Origin of the sequence: Pseudomonas sp. MF6776 (assembly GCF_016613125.1) — a bacterium.
Classification (GTDB): Bacteria; Pseudomonadota; Gammaproteobacteria; order Pseudomonadales; family Pseudomonadaceae; genus Aquipseudomonas; species Aquipseudomonas iridis.
The window spans coordinates 92,761-110,440 of sequence record NZ_JAENSQ010000011.1; the positions used below are offsets into that span (position 1 = coordinate 92,761).

General features: G+C 60.7%; 9 protein-coding genes. 4 read left to right on the forward strand and 5 right to left on the reverse strand.

Features of this window, described 5'->3' with window-relative positions:
* Nucleotides 1-75: 75 nt before the first annotated feature.
* The gene (locus JJD74_RS14950) at nt 76-2,388 is read right to left on the reverse strand and encodes a YgiQ family radical SAM protein (RefSeq protein WP_047299499.1); all 2,313 of its coding nucleotides are present in this window, start codon (nt 2,386-2,388) and stop codon (nt 76-78) included.
* Between the two features lie 221 nt (nt 2,389-2,609).
* Here JJD74_RS14950 and JJD74_RS14955 point away from each other — a divergent pair, with 221 nt between their 5' ends.
* The 4 genes from JJD74_RS14955 (at nt 2,610) to JJD74_RS14970 (ending at nt 14,475) form a co-directional block, all read left to right on the forward strand.
* On the forward strand, nt 2,610-4,397 hold the full coding sequence (locus JJD74_RS14955) for a leucine-rich repeat domain-containing protein (RefSeq protein WP_200615079.1): 1,788 nt from the start codon (nt 2,610-2,612) through the stop codon (nt 4,395-4,397).
* Between the two features lie 94 nt (nt 4,398-4,491).
* A complete protein-coding gene (locus JJD74_RS14960) occupies nt 4,492-7,065 on the forward strand; it encodes a hypothetical protein (protein ID WP_200615082.1) in 2,574 nt (857 codons plus the stop codon).
* An 87-nt stretch (nt 7,066-7,152) separates the two neighbouring features.
* A complete protein-coding gene (locus tag JJD74_RS14965; RefSeq protein ID WP_234451756.1) occupies nt 7,153-9,762 on the forward strand; it encodes a hypothetical protein in 2,610 nt (869 codons plus the stop codon).
* Between the two features lie 66 nt (nt 9,763-9,828).
* Nucleotides 9,829-14,475, forward strand: coding sequence for an NEL-type E3 ubiquitin ligase domain-containing protein (locus tag JJD74_RS14970; RefSeq protein ID WP_234451757.1), 4,647 nt, complete (start codon nt 9,829-9,831; stop codon nt 14,473-14,475).
* A 45-nt stretch (nt 14,476-14,520) separates the two neighbouring features.
* Here the strand turns inward: JJD74_RS14970 and dnaB are convergent, their stop codons facing one another.
* From dnaB to rpsR, 4 genes are all read right to left on the reverse strand, one after another.
* Nucleotides 14,521-15,918 carry a replicative DNA helicase gene (gene dnaB, locus JJD74_RS14975; RefSeq protein ID WP_042557399.1) on the reverse strand — a complete coding sequence of 466 codons (1,398 nt, stop codon included), beginning with the start codon at nt 15,916-15,918 and terminating at the stop codon, nt 14,521-14,523.
* 121 nt (nt 15,919-16,039) lie between these two features.
* The gene (gene rplI / locus JJD74_RS14980) at nt 16,040-16,486 is read right to left on the reverse strand and encodes a 50S ribosomal protein L9 (RefSeq protein WP_042557398.1); all 447 of its coding nucleotides are present in this window, start codon (nt 16,484-16,486) and stop codon (nt 16,040-16,042) included.
* A gap of 18 nt (nt 16,487-16,504) precedes the next feature.
* Nucleotides 16,505-17,398, reverse strand: a complete 894-nt coding sequence (locus JJD74_RS14985) for a hypothetical protein (protein WP_042557397.1) — start codon at nt 17,396-17,398, stop codon at nt 16,505-16,507.
* A gap of 36 nt (nt 17,399-17,434) precedes the next feature.
* On the reverse strand, nt 17,435-17,665 hold the full coding sequence (gene rpsR / locus JJD74_RS14990; RefSeq protein ID WP_003171373.1) for a 30S ribosomal protein S18: 231 nt from the start codon (nt 17,663-17,665) through the stop codon (nt 17,435-17,437).
* Nucleotides 17,666-17,680: the final 15 nt, after the last annotated feature.

Genomic DNA, 17,680 nt, shown 5'->3' on the forward strand with positions numbered 1-17,680 from the left:
TCCCACTGTAGGAGCTGTCGCAGGCTGCGATCTTTTGACTCAAAAAAAACGCCAACCCGAAGGTTGGCGTTCTGTTTAGCGTGGCACGACCGGTTTGCGTGTCGGCTTCGGCCCTTTGCCTTTAGCCGCGTCCTTGCGCTCCTTGGCAGCCTGCTGGTTGCGGGCGAACGCCGCAGCCTTGGCCTGTTCACGCTTGTCCCACGGATTGCCGCCATCACTGGCACGCGGCGGCAGGCCGGTGTGCTGAGTGAGAATCCTGGTGGTCTTCTCTTTACCTTCCTTCGCCACTTTATGGCTGCCAGCCGGCGTCGAGTTCTTGCGACGGGCGCTCTGGTAGGTGTCGGTAGACGGCTGATGCAACGGAATCAATTGATCCTTGCCCGGCCCGATCAGATCGCTACGGCCCATGCGTTGCAGCGCTTCACGCAGCATCGGCCAGCCTTTCGGATCGTGATACCGCAGGAACGCCTTGTGCAGACGACGTTGCTCTTCGCTCTTGACGATGGTCACGCTGTCACTCTTGTAGCTGACCTTGCGCAGCGGGTTCTTGCCCGAGTGGTACATCGCGGTGGCGGTGGCCATCGGCGACGGGTAGAACGCCTGCACCTGGTCGGCACGGAAGCCATTGCCCTTGAGCCACAGGGCCAGGTTCATCATGTCTTCGTCGGTGGTACCCGGGTGTGCGGCGATGAAGTACGGAATCAGGTACTGCTCTTTGCCTGCTTCCTTGGTGTACTTCTCGAACATGCGCTTGAACTTGTCATAGCTGCCAATGCCCGGTTTCATCATCTGGTTGAGCGGACCTTCCTCGGTGTGTTCCGGGGCGATCTTCAGATAGCCACCCACGTGGTGGGTCACCAGCTCCTTGACGTACTCCGGCGACTCGACCGCGAGGTCATAACGCAGGCCGGAAGCGATCAGGATCTTCTTCACACCCGGCAACGCACGGGCGCTACGGTACAACTGGATCAGCGAGGAATGATCGGTGTTCAGGTTCGGGCAGATCCCCGGAAACACGCAGGACGGCTTGCGGCACGCGGATTCGATTTCCGGCGTCTTGCAGGCGATGCGGTACATGTTCGCGGTCGGGCCGCCGAGGTCGGAAATGACGCCGGTGAAGCCTGGCACCTTGTCGCGGATCTCTTCGATTTCGCGAATGATCGACTCTTCGGAACGGTTCTGGATGATCCGGCCTTCGTGCTCGGTGATCGAGCAGAAGGTGCAGCCGCCGAAGCAGCCACGCATGATGTTCACCGAGAAACGGATCATGTCGTAGGCCGGGATTTTTTCCTTGCCGTACGCAGGGTGCGGGACACGTGCGTAAGGCATGCCGAACACGTAGTCCATTTCTTCAGTGGTCATCGGAATCGGTGGCGGATTGAACCAGACGTCGACTTCGCCATGCTTCTGCACCAGCGCACGGGCGTTGCCCGGGTTGGTTTCCAAATGCAGCACGCGGTTGGCGTGGGCGTACAGCACCGCATCGCCACGCACCTTTTCCATCGACGGCAGACGGATCACGGTCTTGTCGCGGGTCATGCGCGGGCTGGCCAGAATCTGCACGACCTTGGCTTCTTCCGGATCATCGACCGGTCCCTTCTCCTGCTCGATGGCGCAGGCCTGGGTGTCCTGGGTGTTCACGTACGGGTTGATGATCTTGTCGACCTTGCCCGGACGGTCAATGCGCGTGGAATCGACTTCGTACCAGCCCGCAGGCGTGTCACGACGGATGAACGCGGTGCCGCGCACATCAGTGATGTCTTCAATCTTGTGACCGTAGGACAGACGCTGGGCGACTTCGACAATCGCCCGCTCGGCATTGCCGTACAGGAGGATGTCGGCGCAGGCGTCGATCAGGATCGAGTTGCGCACCCGATCCTGCCAGTAGTCGTAGTGCGCGATGCGGCGCAGCGAAGCTTCGATGCCGCCGAGCACGATCGGTACGTTCTTGTAGGCTTCCTTGCAGCGCTGGCTGTAGACCAGACTGGCGCGATCCGGACGCTTGCCGGCCATGCCGCCCGGGGTGTAGGCGTCATCGGAACGGATTTTCTTGTCGGCAGTGTAGCGGTTGATCATCGAGTCCATGTTGCCGGCCGCGACGCCGAAGAACAGGTTCGGCTCGCCGAGCTTCATGAAGTCGTCTTTGGACTGCCAGTTCGGTTGGGCAATGATCCCGACGCGGAAGCCTTGCGACTCCAGCAGCCGGCCGATGATTGCCATGCCGAACGACGGATGATCGACGTAGGCATCTCCCGTAACAATGATGATGTCGCAGGAATCCCAGCCAAGCTGATCCATCTCCTCCCTGCTCATCGGCAGGAATGGCGCTGGCCCGAAACATTCGGCCCAATATTTTGGATAGTCAAATAACGGCTTGGCTGCTTGCATGTCGGACGACCGGTGTTGAGATGAAAAATCGCGGTCGCGGAATATAGCACAAAATTTAACCAATTCCGACGGCAATGGTCGGTTTCTCTTCATCCCTGCATCACAGAGGCCGTCGGACGCCCACTCCCCTGCCGGGGCAAGCGCACCGGCCATGCAATCACGATATTCAAGCCTTGCATTATTGCGGGGCGAACATGACAACGACTCAAGGATGAGTACTCATGATCGGCAAGACCAGCAAGGGCGCCAGCGGCGCCACCACGACAACGTTACCGAAAACCGGCGCGCCGGGACCTGATGGTCATCCGCGCATCGACGTCCCTGCGGTTCATCCTGCGGTCCTGCCCCATCGACCTGCGATCACGCGCCCTGATGGCGTCGACCCTGACGCCATCAGGCCCGCGCCCACCGTACAGGTGAGCGCCATGCAATCGCCGCTGAACGCGACGCTGCCCCCGCTATCGCGTGGCCTGGAAGATTACCGGGTGACGCCGCCGGGTTGGGACGACTCCCCTGCCCAGGGTGCGCGCATCATCAAGGGGCGCACCTACGTCACACTGCCCGATAAACACATCGTGCAGATCGCGATGGATCCTGAAACCGGGTTCTACCGGGCCAGGCACTCAAGCGAGCGCACGCCGTCCGGGCCACCCCTGCAACCCGACGCCGACGGCCAGTTCTGGCGCGAAGTCCCTCGCCACGAAGCATCACCGCGCCACCTGAGCGACAGTCGTCTGGAGGCCTTTCGCAGCGAGATCGATTTCACCGGCATCGCGCCCGACGCCGATGGCCTGCACCGTTTTGACGGCAGGCTTTACGCCCTGATCCGCAGCCACGGCTATCAAGTCGTGCGTGACCTTGAAGTGTCTACACCGACCACACCGGTCTGGCGCATCGTTCGCGCCCAAGACCCCGTCGCTGGCGATGCCGACAATGTCTACGTGGGCACTCGACCGGGCCGCTCGGAGCCGGTGGTTTTCGACCCTCGGCACGGCTGGATCGAAGCGGATGTGCCGGGTGTCGGTGGCCTGTACCGCGCCGAGACACCCAGACCGTGGTTCATCCCGGACTCCTACAGCGAAAGGTTGCGCGCGCTGCTGTCACCGCAGCGCCGCGTGCGCGCGCTATTCCCCTTCCTGGACGAGAACCAGATCAACGCAATGCTGCAGAACATGGGCGTGGATACACCGACGCGCCTGGCGCAGTACGAGCGGGAACTGAGCACCTTGCAGCACCAGTTATCGTTCTGGCACCACGGCGACCAGGCTGTCGCCCGTCAACGAGTTATCGATTGCTGGAAAAAGAAGGTGATTCTGCATCTGGCCGCCGCCGGCCCGCTGCCGGGCGAAAAACTTGATCTGAGCGGTCTGGGCCTGACCAACCTGCCCTCTCTGGACGGCATCGACTTCCGTCATGTGACCGCCCTGGATCTGAGCAACAACAAATTGATTCTTGCCACGCACCTCAAGCCTTTCAAACACATCACCAGCCTCGACCTGTCGAGAAATGAACTGATCGACCTGCCCTACGACCTGCGTGAAATGCACGGTCTGACCCACCTGAACCTTGAGAAAAACCGGATTACCATCGACAAGTACAGCTCACCGCTGCCCTTGACACTGGAGGTGGTGGTGCTGAACGACAACCTGATCAAGGAAAGGCTAAACCTCATTCGCCTGCTTTTTCTGCGAAAGCTCGGACTGGCGCGCACAGGGCTGACGCAATGGCCGGAGGGTGTGAACGAGGCAGCGTTTCTTGAGATTCTCGATCTGCGGTCCAACCGGCTTACCGAAATTGCCGACTCGATTATCTCGCCCTCTCAAGACCAGCTGGTGCGGTCGGGAATGTTGAGCAACAAGATTTATGTTCGGGACAATCCGCTTTCCGCTGCCACCCTCGAAAAATTGAGGCTGTATCTGGTACGCCTGCGCATCGCCGGCTTCACCGATGCGCGCCCGCAGACTCTGCTGAGCGAAATCGCCGCGCCACTGCCCCCTCAGCAACCGTAGGACGCGAGGCACCTTCGCGGACACAAACCTTCACTGGACTTGCAGCAGCCCTGCCTGACAGGGCTGCTCGACGATTGCTCAAGGATGAGTATTCATGATCGGCAAAACACCCAAGGCCCCGTCCGGGCCCACCGCAGTAAAACCCGCGAAAACAAGTACCTCGGGGGCTGATGCCCTGGCGCGGATTGATCCCGCTGGCGGCACCTTTCATGCACATCACGGTACGGCAGCGCCCACGCGCGCGGGCGGCGACATCGACGCAATCACCCCGGCACCGGCCGTGCAGGTCAGTGCCTTGCCTGCGCACACTTACCTTGCGGCGCAAACGGCGGCGCCGACGCTGGAGGACTTCTGGATCGCGCTGCCCCCGGGCTTACCGGAGCCCGATGTTCAGGGGGTGCGCACGATCGAAGGGCGCCAGTACGTGACCCTGGCGAACGGCCGCTTCGTGCAGGTTGCGGCGGACCCGGAAACGGGTGGTTATCGGGCCACGCGATCAAGCGAGCGCGTACCGTCGGGGCCGCGACTGGTGGCCGATGCCGATGGCCGATACTGGCAGGAAGATCGACCTCAGGCGCCCCATGACCTGTCCGATACCCGCCTCGAAGCTTTTCGCTGTGACCTGGACTTCACCGGTATCGAACCCGGCAGCGACGGCCTCTACCACTTTGCCGGCAAACTCTACGCCGTCATTCGTACTCGCGCTTATCAGGTTCTGCATGACACCGATGCCTCAACACCCGACACCCAGGTGATGCGTATCGTGCGCGCCGGGAACGCCGTGGCCCATGATGAAAACAATGTCTACTTCAGCACGCGGCCTGGCCGCTCGGAGCCGATCGTGTTGGATGCCCGGCGTGGGTGGGTCGGCACCAGCATCCATGGCGCAGGCGGGATGCAGCGCGTGCACCGAGGCCAAGCCATGCACCAGCAACTTGTCGACAAGACACTCGCCCTCGAAACCGAAGGATTGCTTGTGCAGGCAGCCGGTGAAAAACGCTCAGAGGCAACCGATAACTGGCGCGCTCAGGAGCAGGGCAGCCAAGGTGAAAGAGGCGCACTGGCAATGCTGGAGGTGCGTCTTCGTCAAGAGCTGGATCTGCTCAAGGCCTACATCGGCCGGTATGTAAACGAGCAGTACTGGATCAGCCGGGTCAAACCGGAAGGCATTTTCAGGAACGAACTGCACGAATTGCGCGTGCTGAGCGTCGACAATTGTGACCGTCTGATTGGCGCCAGCGACCGGCGCAAGCTCATCGAGCTGGGTGATTTGCGCGGCACGCGCGCAATGTACGAGGCCATTGCCGAGCACCTGTGGAAAAAACGCGAGATCCTGCAGATCCGTCAGCAACTGGTCGACGACATTCTCAGACAGTCACGCTCTTCGGCGCTCGAAACCGCCCTGCCCACGACGCATTCTATGGACTTGCAGGTGATTACCTCCGGTTGGGTCGAGGCCCGCAGCCGACTGCTCAGCAGCGACCCCGGCGATAGCCAATCAGCGTTGGCGCAATGGGCCCGCTCGTACATTGAGACGGCTTCGGCGTTCCATGACATCGACAGCGTTCCGCAACCGGCGCGCCTGGCGATCATCACCGGCCTGCTGGACCAGACCGCCGCGATCAAGGCCTCATACGAAAACCTCGCGTTCGCGCCGGATTCTGCCGAGGCCGGTGTCCGCCGGCAAATCATCGAGGTCATGCAATCATTTGAGGAAACCCTGGAAACGCGGGCAAGTCGCTATCACCGCGAACAGCTGACCACTCTGGCGATGCCGGCGCAGGACGAGGTCATCGACTTTGACTTCGTGCCCAATCAGGAATACGCCGGGCCGGCACCTGCACGCCGGCGCCTGTTTCGGGCCCGCCACCACGACGTTTACAAAATCAGTGTCGGCCTTCCCCGACGCACCGCTTCAGGCGAAGAAGTGATTGATGTCACAGACCCCGGCAGTGTCGAGCAGGTCTGGCAGACGTACGAGCGCCGCGATGGCGAATGGCGCCGACAGGCACCGCCTCCGGACATGGCGTTGCCCACGCTGATGGCGCTGGCCAATGAGCGAATGGGGCAATGCGAAGCCCACCTTAGGAGCGCCAGACAGGATGAAAAAGCCAGGCGCAATGCCAGCAACATCGTGGAGTTTCTCGGCGCAAAAGCCGAGCAGCTCGATGACGTCGCGTTACAGCTGGAACGACAGCCGAATGCGGCCGACGATGAGATCGCTGTGCTCATCAGCCAGTTGCGTCAGAACAGCCAGCGACTGCGCCAGGAAGGTGAAGACATCCGCGTGCGGCTCTACAAGGACAAGTCGTTCCTGAGTGCCAGCCGAGTGGCTTACCTGCTCGGCCAGAACCAGATTGTCGCCATGAAGACCCACACCCGGCTCGAACGAGGCAAGGGCAGCAACAAACACTATCTGGATATCTATTCGCTCAATGACAGGCGCACTGGCGAACCGCTCTGGCATGCACATTTTCATTACGCAAAGGCAGACAGCGCCGCCGGTGATTTCACCGTTCAGGGCGGCCACCTGAAAACCCTCGAACAGAGCGGTTCGGGTCTGGCCTCCCAACGCCGGGATCAACAGGCCGGGCGGGTGCACGTCCCGATCTGGCGTGAAGCAATCGACAGCAGGACCGCGCAGAAGATTTTCGATGTTGCGCAGTGATGACTCGCCCGTCCCCGCCAGCACACCTTCCCCCATCAGCCCTTGTACCCGCAGGGCTGATGGAGCCACCACTCAAGGATGAACACAATGGGAACCAAAACCCCATCCCGCGTCACCGTCTCGGTCGATGTCCACACGCCGCCTCGGCACACCGCAGATGGCAGCACCGCGCATCGTCAGGACGGTAACTCGTCGAATACTCATGCGCCACGACCGGCAAGGCCAGGCGTGACGCCTGACACCGTGGACGTCGATGCGATTCATCATGTGCCAGCACTGACGGTGGGAAAAATTGGCACTACCACGGCCTCAATACCGCCCCATATGCAGACGACCCTGACGCTGGAGCAGTACCGGATCAACGCGACACCCACCCATGTGCCGCTCGACGCAAACGATTTGCGCCTGCACAAGGGGCGCCATTACGCCGACCTGCATGGCGGAGGCGTGACGCAGGTTGCAGTGGATGTGGACACTGGCCTGTACCGAGCCACCCGGTCCAGCGAGCGGATCGCGTCCGGCCCGCTGCTGCGGCGCGACCCTCACACCCGGGTCTGGCATCCGCTGACTGACGCCGATACCGCGACATTCCCTCTGACCGAGGCACGCCTGCAGCCTTTTCGCACCGAACTGGATTTCAGCGGGGTCGAGCCCGGCAGTGACGGTCTGTGGCATCACGACGGCAAACGCTACGTGATCATCGCCAAAGAGGCGTATCAGGCGCTGCAGGATCTCGAAGCTTCCACGCCCGGGCAGCCTGTCATGCGCATCGTCAAGGCAGCCGATCCGGTGGCCGCCGATAGCACGAACATCTATCACGCCAGCCGCGGTGGCGTGAGCCTGGCCGTGGCTCGAGAGTCCGCTGACACCTGGGTTGGCGTCGCGGTGGGTCTGCAGGGCGGCATGCGTCGCAGTGCGCAGGCCAGGCTCACCAAAGACATGCTGATGGAGCGGTACCGTCCAATCAGTGAGGCTTTTCAGGTGATGAGTCAATCACACGCAACCTACGAGCAGCTCTGGAGCAAGGCGCGTGAATTGCCGGATGCCAGCGATGAAAAAACCAGGGCCTTGATCGGCCTGGAAGTGCACTTGCTCAAACACATCAAATTAGAGGCTGACTTCGTACAGTCCTGCGTCGATAACAGGGAATGGCTGATTCACCTGAAGACCAGTGGGCTGTACAGACAGGAACTGCATACCTTCCGCAAAGAAAGGGTGCAAAGCCTCAACCGGCTCATGGTGGTGATGGACTTGCGGGTACGGCCCACGATCGCGGCGCTTACGTTCGACAGTTTCAGGCGGTCCCTCACCCACCTGAACAAAAAGCTCAAGTTGCTTGATGAGCGTCAGACCGTGATCGATCAAATCCTCAAGGACTCACGCGATTCCGCCGATGAAATCATCGAACTCAACAAGACAGTACCCGGCCACGATCAGGTCAACGGTAACAGGCTGACCCTCTATCTGCGCCTGCTGTCGGACAACCCTGAACACCCGCCGGAGGTCGGGACTCAGTCACTGCATGCGATCAAGCTGCTGACCGCCGATATCGATAGCATTCCCGAGGCAGAGCATCCCTTTGCCCTGATCTACGCGCTTGATTGCCTCAAGGAAGACAAGTTGCACATCGCATCGCTGGCGACCTCCAGCAGCCCGGAAAAGGCCGGCTACATCAGGGAAATCCTGGCGCTGATCGAGCCGTTCGAGCAGCGCATCGAAAGCCGCTTGAACCAGCAATATGAATCGTGGGGCGGTGATACGGAGCTGCCAGGTCTGGATCAGGACATCGACTTCGACTTCGTTCCGCGCCAGCCAGCGACGAGCGAAACCGCCGCGCCGCCGCTGCCACGCAAAATGTTCCGCACCCGTCATCACGGCACCTACAAGGTGTTGATCGGCGAGACCGAAACGGCGCCCGACGGCAACGTTACGATCAATGTTCCTGACCTGTTCAGCCCGGATGCACCGCCTCAGCGATACGAAAAAAGACAAGGCGAATGGCAGCCTGTGCGGCCTGCAGTCGCCCCCGCCTCAAGGCCGGAATTGATCCTTGAAGCCAACCGGTTGCTGGATGACGTTGAGGTACACCTGGCCGAAGCAAAGGCGAAAGAAGCCAGGAATGAGTACCCCGGCGAAATCATCCGATACCTCGGCGAGCACGCCGATCATTGCAGCGATCAGGCCACTGCGCTGGAAAACAGCCACGGTGCTGCCGAGGATCCGGTCATGACCAGCCTGTCCAGACGTTTGCGGGCGGCTGGCGCGGCACTGATTCGCGGCGGACATACCGTGCAGGTCCGGATGTACAAGAACAGGCAGGTGCTGGACATCATGCGCCTGAATTTCCTGCTGGATAACGCCGAGCTGACGGCGACACGAACCGTGGTTCGCAAACCATTGGGCAAGGGCAGCAAGAAGTCTTTTCTGGACGTCTACAGCCTCCAGGATCGTACCGGCCAGGCGCCCTTGTGGGAGGCGCACTTTCACTATGACAACGAGCACAGCCCGGCGCTGAACTTCCGGGTCAAGGGCGGCCATCTCAAGACGCTTGAGCAAAGCCGGCTGGGCCTTGAATCCCAGCGCCGGGATGCCGGGGCCGGACGCCCGCACCTGGGCATCTGGCGCGAGACGTTTGATGGCAAGACCGCACGCAAGATCTTCGACCTCGCGGCCGCGACGCCCGCCAGCCCGCGCTGACAGACCAGCGCGATAACCGACCCGACCGGGTCACCCATGAAATGACAAACCTTCAAGGATGAACGCATGTCACCCAAACAGCCTGTCAGAGGCAAAATCACTGTCGATATCCACGCACGGCCTGACGAACCTGACCTCGCGGCAGCGCAACGGCGCGATGCGTCGACGCGCACCAATGCAGGGCCTGACGACGCGCTATCGCCAACCGTTACCTTGCGCCACGGCATGCCCCTCGATGAGGCCGGCCTGGACGCGATCACGCCTGCACCGGTGTTGACCATCAAACCCACGGAAACCGCTGCTGCCCGGCCAACCACTGAGTCAATGCCACTGGCGCATTACTGGATCAGCGCGGACATCACCTTGGCGCCTGCCAACGAACACGGGGTCAGAATCCACAAAGGTCGGCAGTACGTGGATGTCGCCGAGGGAGGCATTGTCGAAGTGGCGCCGATTGCTGCCACAGGCCAGCTTCGCGCCCGCCTGCCGAGCGAGCTGCACCCTTCCGGGCCGGTGCTGGTGCGCGATCCGACCAGCCACCTGTGGCAGCCACTGGAGGTTGTGCCCATCACTTTCGCCTTGAGCGCAGCGCGCCTGCAGGGATTTCGCACAGCGCTGGATTTCACCGGTATCACCCCCGGTGACGACGGACTTTTGCGCCTGGACGGCAAGCTCTACGTAGTAATCGACAATCACGTCTACCAAACCCTGCACGACCTCGACGCATCGACGGCACTCACACCGGTGATGCGGATTGTCCGTGCCGAAGACCCGGTGGCCGGCGCTACCGACAACCGCTATGTCGCCACGCGCCCAGGCAGGTCGCAAGCCATCGTGTTCGACGCGGTGGACGGTTGGGTGGGCGTCAACGTCCCCGGCGCGGGTGGCATGCAGCGAGGGCAAAGTTCTCAGCCCTCCAGCTGGAAGGATCATTTCAGCTCGGCGCTCAATCGCCTGAAAAGTCCGGCGGCGCGCGTGCGCAAACTGTATCCAGCCTTGACCGAGGCGCAAGTGACTGCCTTGGTCCGATCGTTTGGCACTGAGGCCACAGCGCTGCTGACTCGTCAGGAAGCCGATTACCGGACGCTGAAAAACGAGTTGGCCGCGTGGTCACGTGACAACACCGCAACATCGACCCAGGGTTCCGGCACAGAATGGATGGCCTCTGTAGTCAATGACATAAAGCGTTGCTGGAGACAGGAAACCACCGCGCTGAAAATTGTCTTTGCAGACGAACATCCGACGCTGCCACGGCTCACGGTCGACCTGGCGAATGTGCGCACCCTTGAGCTGGACTCCCTCACCTGGTCGGACGCCGCCGACGCCTTTCTCAACCGGTTCAGCGACCTGTCTCGACTCGTCGTGAACCGTTCCACGCTGGACAAGCTGCCTGTGGCCAACACCGCCATGCGCAACCTGATCACGCTGGATCTTGGCGGCAATCAGATCCGCCTCGATCAACGATCCGCCGCGCGCCTGGCCAGGCTCCAGCGACTGCGGCATATCGACCTGTCGGGCAACCCCCTGGGGCGAACGCCGGATTTTGCTGCGATGGATCAATTGCAGACCTTGAACCTGAGCAACACCGGCATCGAACAATGGCCGACAGGTTTGCACCGGCAATCAGGCCTCACGCTGGTCGACTTACGGCACAACCAACTGAGTGAAGTGCCTGAAGCAGTGCTCAATCCGCCAGCGGATCAACTGCCGGCCAGCGCCCGGATCAACGGCGTGACGCGGCTGGAAGGCAACCGTTTTGCAGCGGACTGCTGGAAATCCCTTGAGGGCTTCTGGGAGCGGGTCGGCACCGATCATCCCGAACTGGTCAGCCGCGCTCACCCGGCCGCGTTCCGGCTCGACGCTGACATCCCCGAGGTGGGCCTGATACGTCGATTGCACCCCGACAAGGATGCCCAGACGGCCAGGGTTTACCTGATGGGGCTGGATGAAGCAACGCGTAACGGGCTGGCCGGGCGGGTGGAAGCGTTGGAGCGCATCGACGTGCAGCTGAAGGAATACGTTGAAAACGCGTCCACGGCCCATCCGCGATTCAAGCTCTGGAGGCAAGAGGTCGTTGAAACGCTCAGGCAATGCTGGCTCGACAAATCCGCAGACACGCTGACACTGCCCAAGGCCCTCGGGCCACTCCCGGCATTGCAGGCGGACTTCAGCCACGTCAGGACGCTGGTGCTGCGAACCGTTGACTGGTCGGATGCCGGCGACATGTTCCTGCGCAGCTTCACCAGCCTGGAATCGTTATCCATCACCCATTGCGGCCTCAAGTCCCTGCCCGACAGCGTGGGTGAAATGAGCAAACTGACCCAACTGGATCTGAGTTCGAACACCCTCGTTCTTGATGAACAAGCGGCTGCGCGAATCAGTGGTCTGAGCCGGTTGACGACCCTCGACCTGTCCGCCAATCCGCTGGACGTGATCCCCGACTTCAGCGCCATGACGCAGCTGGAATATCTCCTGTTGTCCGACACAGGGCTCAATCGCTGGCCCAGCGGACTGCACGACAAAACAGCGCTGAAACGGCTGGACCTGCGTAATAACAGCCTGAACGAGGTGCCAGCGCAGTTCCTCGACCCCGCGCCCGAGCAATTGCTGACCATTGCCCGGATCAACAGCGTCACCGCGCTCGATGGCAACGACTTCCCGTCCAACTACTGGCGCAGGTTCGACGACTACTGGCGGCGGGTGAACGAAGTGGACCCCGAACTGCTGACCTCTGGCCCCGATGACGTCATTTTTGACAGTGAAAATTCCCAGGCACAACGGTATCGCCGATTGTATCCGCGCAAAAACATCAAACAGTGCAGGGAATACCTGTGGAGTCTGGAAGAAGATGCCGCGTCCGCCCGGCTCACTGGCCTTGAACAGGACTTCAGCGGCCTGAAACGTCAGCTCGACGATTGGGTTTATTCCGGAGCAGGCAACCTCATGGGATACATTCCGGCCAATCAGTTGGCAGCCAACGCCAACTCGCGGCGCGACCGTCTGAAGGCCAGCGAGCGGATTATCAGTTGCTGGCGCCAGGAGACGCTGCAAAAACTCGCCTTCGACCGCACGCCCATCGGGCTCGAACTGGACCTGAGCGGCCTGAGGCTGCCCAGCCTGCCGGACATCGACGTCGACTTCAGCCACGTCGGCTCGCTCAAACTGAACAATATGGATCTAAGGGCTTCCCCGGAAGGTTTTCTGACGCGCTTTCGCCATGTGCGCTGGCTGTATCTGTCGCGCAATCAACTGCGCGAACTGCCGCCGGCCATTGGAGAGATGCACGGGCTGACGCGATTGTCGCTGGATAACAATCAACTGTCCCTGACCGCCGAGACTGCCCGCGTACTGTCCGAGCGCACGACACTAAGAGCGCTGAATCTGCAGGACAATCCGCGGCTGGGCATCTGCCCGGACTTCAGCCGCATCACCGACATGCGCCATCTCGACCTGGCCAATACCGGCATCGATACATTCCCCGCCGGCATTGTCGATCAGCCACTACTGGACACGTTCAACCTGAGCAACAACCGCATCGTCGACATCCCTGACGCCGTCATCGCGCCAACGGACGAGCGCCTCCCGCATACCGTGCGCATCAACAATGTCACCAACGTACGCAACAATCTCCTGTCCGATGCCACGCTAGCGCGCATCAATCAGTACAACGAACGATTGCTTCAGGCCGAGACACCGCTTTCGGGCCCGAATAATCTGGTCGACACGGCACGAGGTCATGTTCCTGCGGCCATCCATACGACCGCTGCCGATCCAATGGCACGCTGGACCAAGGGGATGGCCGCCGATGCCGTGCAGGCCAGAAGGATTCAATGGCAGGCCCTGGAAGCTCAGCAAGGCTCGGGCGGCCTGTTCGATACCCTTGAACGCCTGTTGTTGCCAGAGAGTGCCGGCCGCGCCGACCTGCAGCAGCGGGTGTGGAAACTGATCGACAGCATCAGCGAAAACAGCGAGCGATCCGAAAACTTGCGCCGGGAAGTGTTCGATCGGGCGGGAGAAGCCACCTGCTGTGATCGCGCTGCATTCACCTTCGCCAACCTCGAAACCAGAGTCATGATGCATCACGCGCTCGCCCAGGCGGGCGACAGGGAACAGGGGCCGGCGCTGTTCCAACTGTCCAGAGCCCTGTTCCGGCTACACGAGGTCGACACCCTCGCGGCGGCCGATATTGCCCAACGCGAGGCCGCAATCGCCGAGTCCAGGACGCCTGAAGAGGCGCGCCGGTTGCCCGCGCCGCAGATACCGGAAGAGGTGGAAATCAGATTGTTCTATCGCCACGCCCTGCGCGACCGCCTGCTACTGCCCGGGCAACCTGAGCGCATGGGCTTCGGTCGCCTGGTCAATGTTTCAGATGAGCAGGTGAACGCGGCTCACCAGAGCGTGCTGGCGCTGGACAACTCCGTGCAAGAGTTCCAGGCGCTGGTGGCCAGGGAGTTCTGGCAGAAATTCATCACCAACAAGTACCAGGTGGATTTTGAAACGCAGCGGCAACCGTTTCAGGATCGCCAGGCAGCGCTCGACGATTTGCACGCGGCCAACGAACTGGCGCCGGATGATTACCAGACGCAGTCCAATTCACTGCAAGCATCATGGATCGTTGCGGAAAGCGCGCTGATCGAAACCCTGACCCGCCAGGAGTTGGCCGGGTATCCAACCGGCAGCACCGTTGAGGAGGCGGCAGGCACAACGGTCTGACGCCATTGCGCCACGAGGCTGGCCAAGCGCGATTGCGGCCAGCCTTTATTCGTCGTCGTCGAAGTTGTAGCTGCCTGGTGCGAGGTTTTCGAAGCGCGTGTATTTACCGATAAACGCCAGCCGGATAAAGCCGATCGGGCCGTTACGCTGTTTGCCGATGATGATTTCGGCGATGCCTTTGTGCTCGGTCTCCGGGTGATACACCTCGTCCCGGTAAACGAACATGATGACGTCAGCATCCTGCTCGATCGCTCCGGATTCCCGGAGGTCGGAGTTGATCGGGCGTTTGTTCGGCCGTTGCTCCAGGGAGCGGTTGAGCTGGGACAGTGCGACCACCGGGCAATTGAATTCCTTGGCCAGGGCTTTCAAGGAACGCGAGATTTCGGAAATCTCGTTGGTCCGGTTGTCGCCACCGGAACCTGGAATCTGCATGAGTTGCAGGTAGTCGATCATGATCAGGCCGATGTCACCGTGTTCACGCGCCAGCCGCCGGGTGCGGGCACGCATCTCTGACGGGCTGATGCCGGCGGTGTCATCGATGAACAGCTTGCGATCATTGAGCAGGTTGACGGCCGAAGTCAGGCGCGGCCAGTCATCATCTTCCAACTGACCGGAACGCACCTTGGTCTGATCGATCCGGCCGAGGGACGAGAGCATACGCATGATCAGCGATTCGCCTGGCATCTCGAGGGAGTACACCAGAACGGCCTTGTCGCTGCGCAGTACGGCGTTTTCCACCAGGTTCATCGCGAAGGTGGTTTTACCCATCGACGGACGGCCAGCAACGATGATCAAGTCAGCCGGCTGCAGGCCGCTGGTCTTCTCATCGAGGTCGGTGTAACCGGTCGACAGGCCGGTAATGGCGTTGTCGGTGTTGAACAGCGTGTCGATTCGGTCGATGGCCTTGGTCAGCAACTCGTTCACACCCACCGGGCCGCCGGTTTTAGGCCGGGCCTCGGCAATTGCGAAAATCTGGCGCTCGGCTTCGTCGAGAATTTCCTCGGCAGTGCGGCCTTCGGGGTTGAAGGCACTGTCGGCGATCTCGGTGCTGATGCCGATCAGTTGGCGCAACGTCGCGCGCTGACGAACGATCTGCGCATAGGCCTTGATGTTGGCGACGGACGGCGTGTTTTTCGCCAGTTCGCCCAGGTAACCGAGACCGCCAACCTGAGACGTCTGACCTTCCTTGTCCAGTTGTTCGGCAAGGGTCACGACGTCAATCGGGGAGTTCTGATCGGCCAGTTTGGCGATCGCACGGAATATCAGGCGGTGGTCATGTCGATAGAAATCGCCGTCGGAGACTTGATCGAGCACGCGTTCCCAGGCGTTGTTGTCCAGCATCAGACCACCGAGAACAGCCTGTTCGGCTTCGATGGAATGCGGCGGCACCTTCAGGGCAGCGGTTTGCAGATCGTATTGCTCGGGAGCGGAGATATCGTTCATGGCCACTTGAGTTGTTTAGTAAAAACAGGGAATGCAGAAAGACAAAGGGCACGACCTGTAAACAGGATCGTGCCCGATGTTAACCGTCTGACGTACAAGCCGCCAGCCGATCAGGTATTGCTTAAGCTGCTACCACTACAACGCGTACGGTGGCTTCAACTTCGGCGTGCAGGTGCACGGCTACGTCGAATTCGCCTACGTTGCGGATGGTGCCGTTCGGCAGACGAACTTCGCTCTTCTGCACTTCAACGCCGGAAGCGGTCAGTGCGTCAGCGATGTCGTGAGTACCGATCGAACCGAACAGCTTGCCTTCGTCGCCAGCGGTGGCAGTGATGGTCACTTCCAGCTCGGCCAGTTGGGCAGCACGGCTTTCAGCCGATGCTTTACGGTCTGCAGCAGCTTTTTCCAGCTCGGCACGACGCTCTTCGAACGCAGCGATGTTCGCTGGGGTCGCTGCGGTAGCCTTGCCGTAAGGCAGCAGGTAGTTACGGCCGTAACCGGCCTTAACGTTTACTTTGTCACCCAGGTTGCCCAGGTTGGTGACTTTTTCCAGAAGGATCAGTTGCATGTGAAAATCCTCTAACTTTTAACCTTCACCGTTCGCGCTGTCGGTGTCTTTCGACACGTGACGACCGCGAAAATCAATCAGGCTGTCGACAATGGCCAAGACCACTAGCAACGGATAGATCAGCTGCATGAACAGCAACAGCGTGACGTACAACCCCACCAGCCAGAAACCGGCCAGTCGCTTCTGCCCGACCAGCCCATGAATCAAGGCAAGTCCGGCGAACACAAGCGGTACACTGCACAACGGCGTCAACATGGCCATCTGTGCACCGAGATTCGGGCCCAGAAGCATCAACGCCAGCAGTAACATCGCCGGCCCCAGCGGGATCCGGATGGCGCGAAACTCGCGACCAAAACCACCCGGGTTGTACAACAACGCCTGCCAATGACGCCCGACAATCAGGCTCAGCACGCTGACGATCTGCAACAAAGCCGCAATCAGTCCGGTCAGGACTGGCGCAATCAGGGACGCGAAACGCGCTTGCTCATCAACCGACAATTGCTTGTAGGTCTCACCGAGAAGCGCTGGCATGACCTTTACAAGGGCCTGCGCGAGCATCTCGATCTGGGCCGCAAACGCCGCCCCGAGCACCACTGAAAACACCACTCCAACGGCTACGCTGACCAGCAGCGTACGAACCCAAGACTCACTTGCGCGCAAAACCAACGCAAGCCCCGAAGACCCCAAAAGCACCAGAAGTGCCCGTGGGTCATCGGCATACAACCACCAGATCAACGCTGGCAGCAGCCCCAGTGAAAGAACGCCAAGAGCGTCTTTCAATCCGCGCCGCAGAAGCACAAGGCTCCCGGCGGCAGCACCCAACCAATACAACAACGGCAATGTTGCACATCCGGCCACTACGAGAGTGGCCTGCATACGGCCTCGCATAATGAACTCAGCTATGGCACGCATGCATTCAATCCTTTGCTACTTGTCGACTGCCCGGTCTCAGCGGCCGTGGCTGTCGGTGTAGGCCAGCAGGGCCAGGAAGCGGGCGCGCTTGATAGCGGTGGCCAGCTGACGCTGATAACGAGCTTTGGTACCGGTGATGCGGCTTGGAACGATTTTGCCGGTCTCGGATACGTAGGCTTTCAGAGTGTTGAGATCTTTGTAATCGATCTCTTTCACTTCTTCAGCAGTGAAGCGGCAGAATTTACGACGACGGAAGAAACGTGCCATTTGATAGGCTCCTTA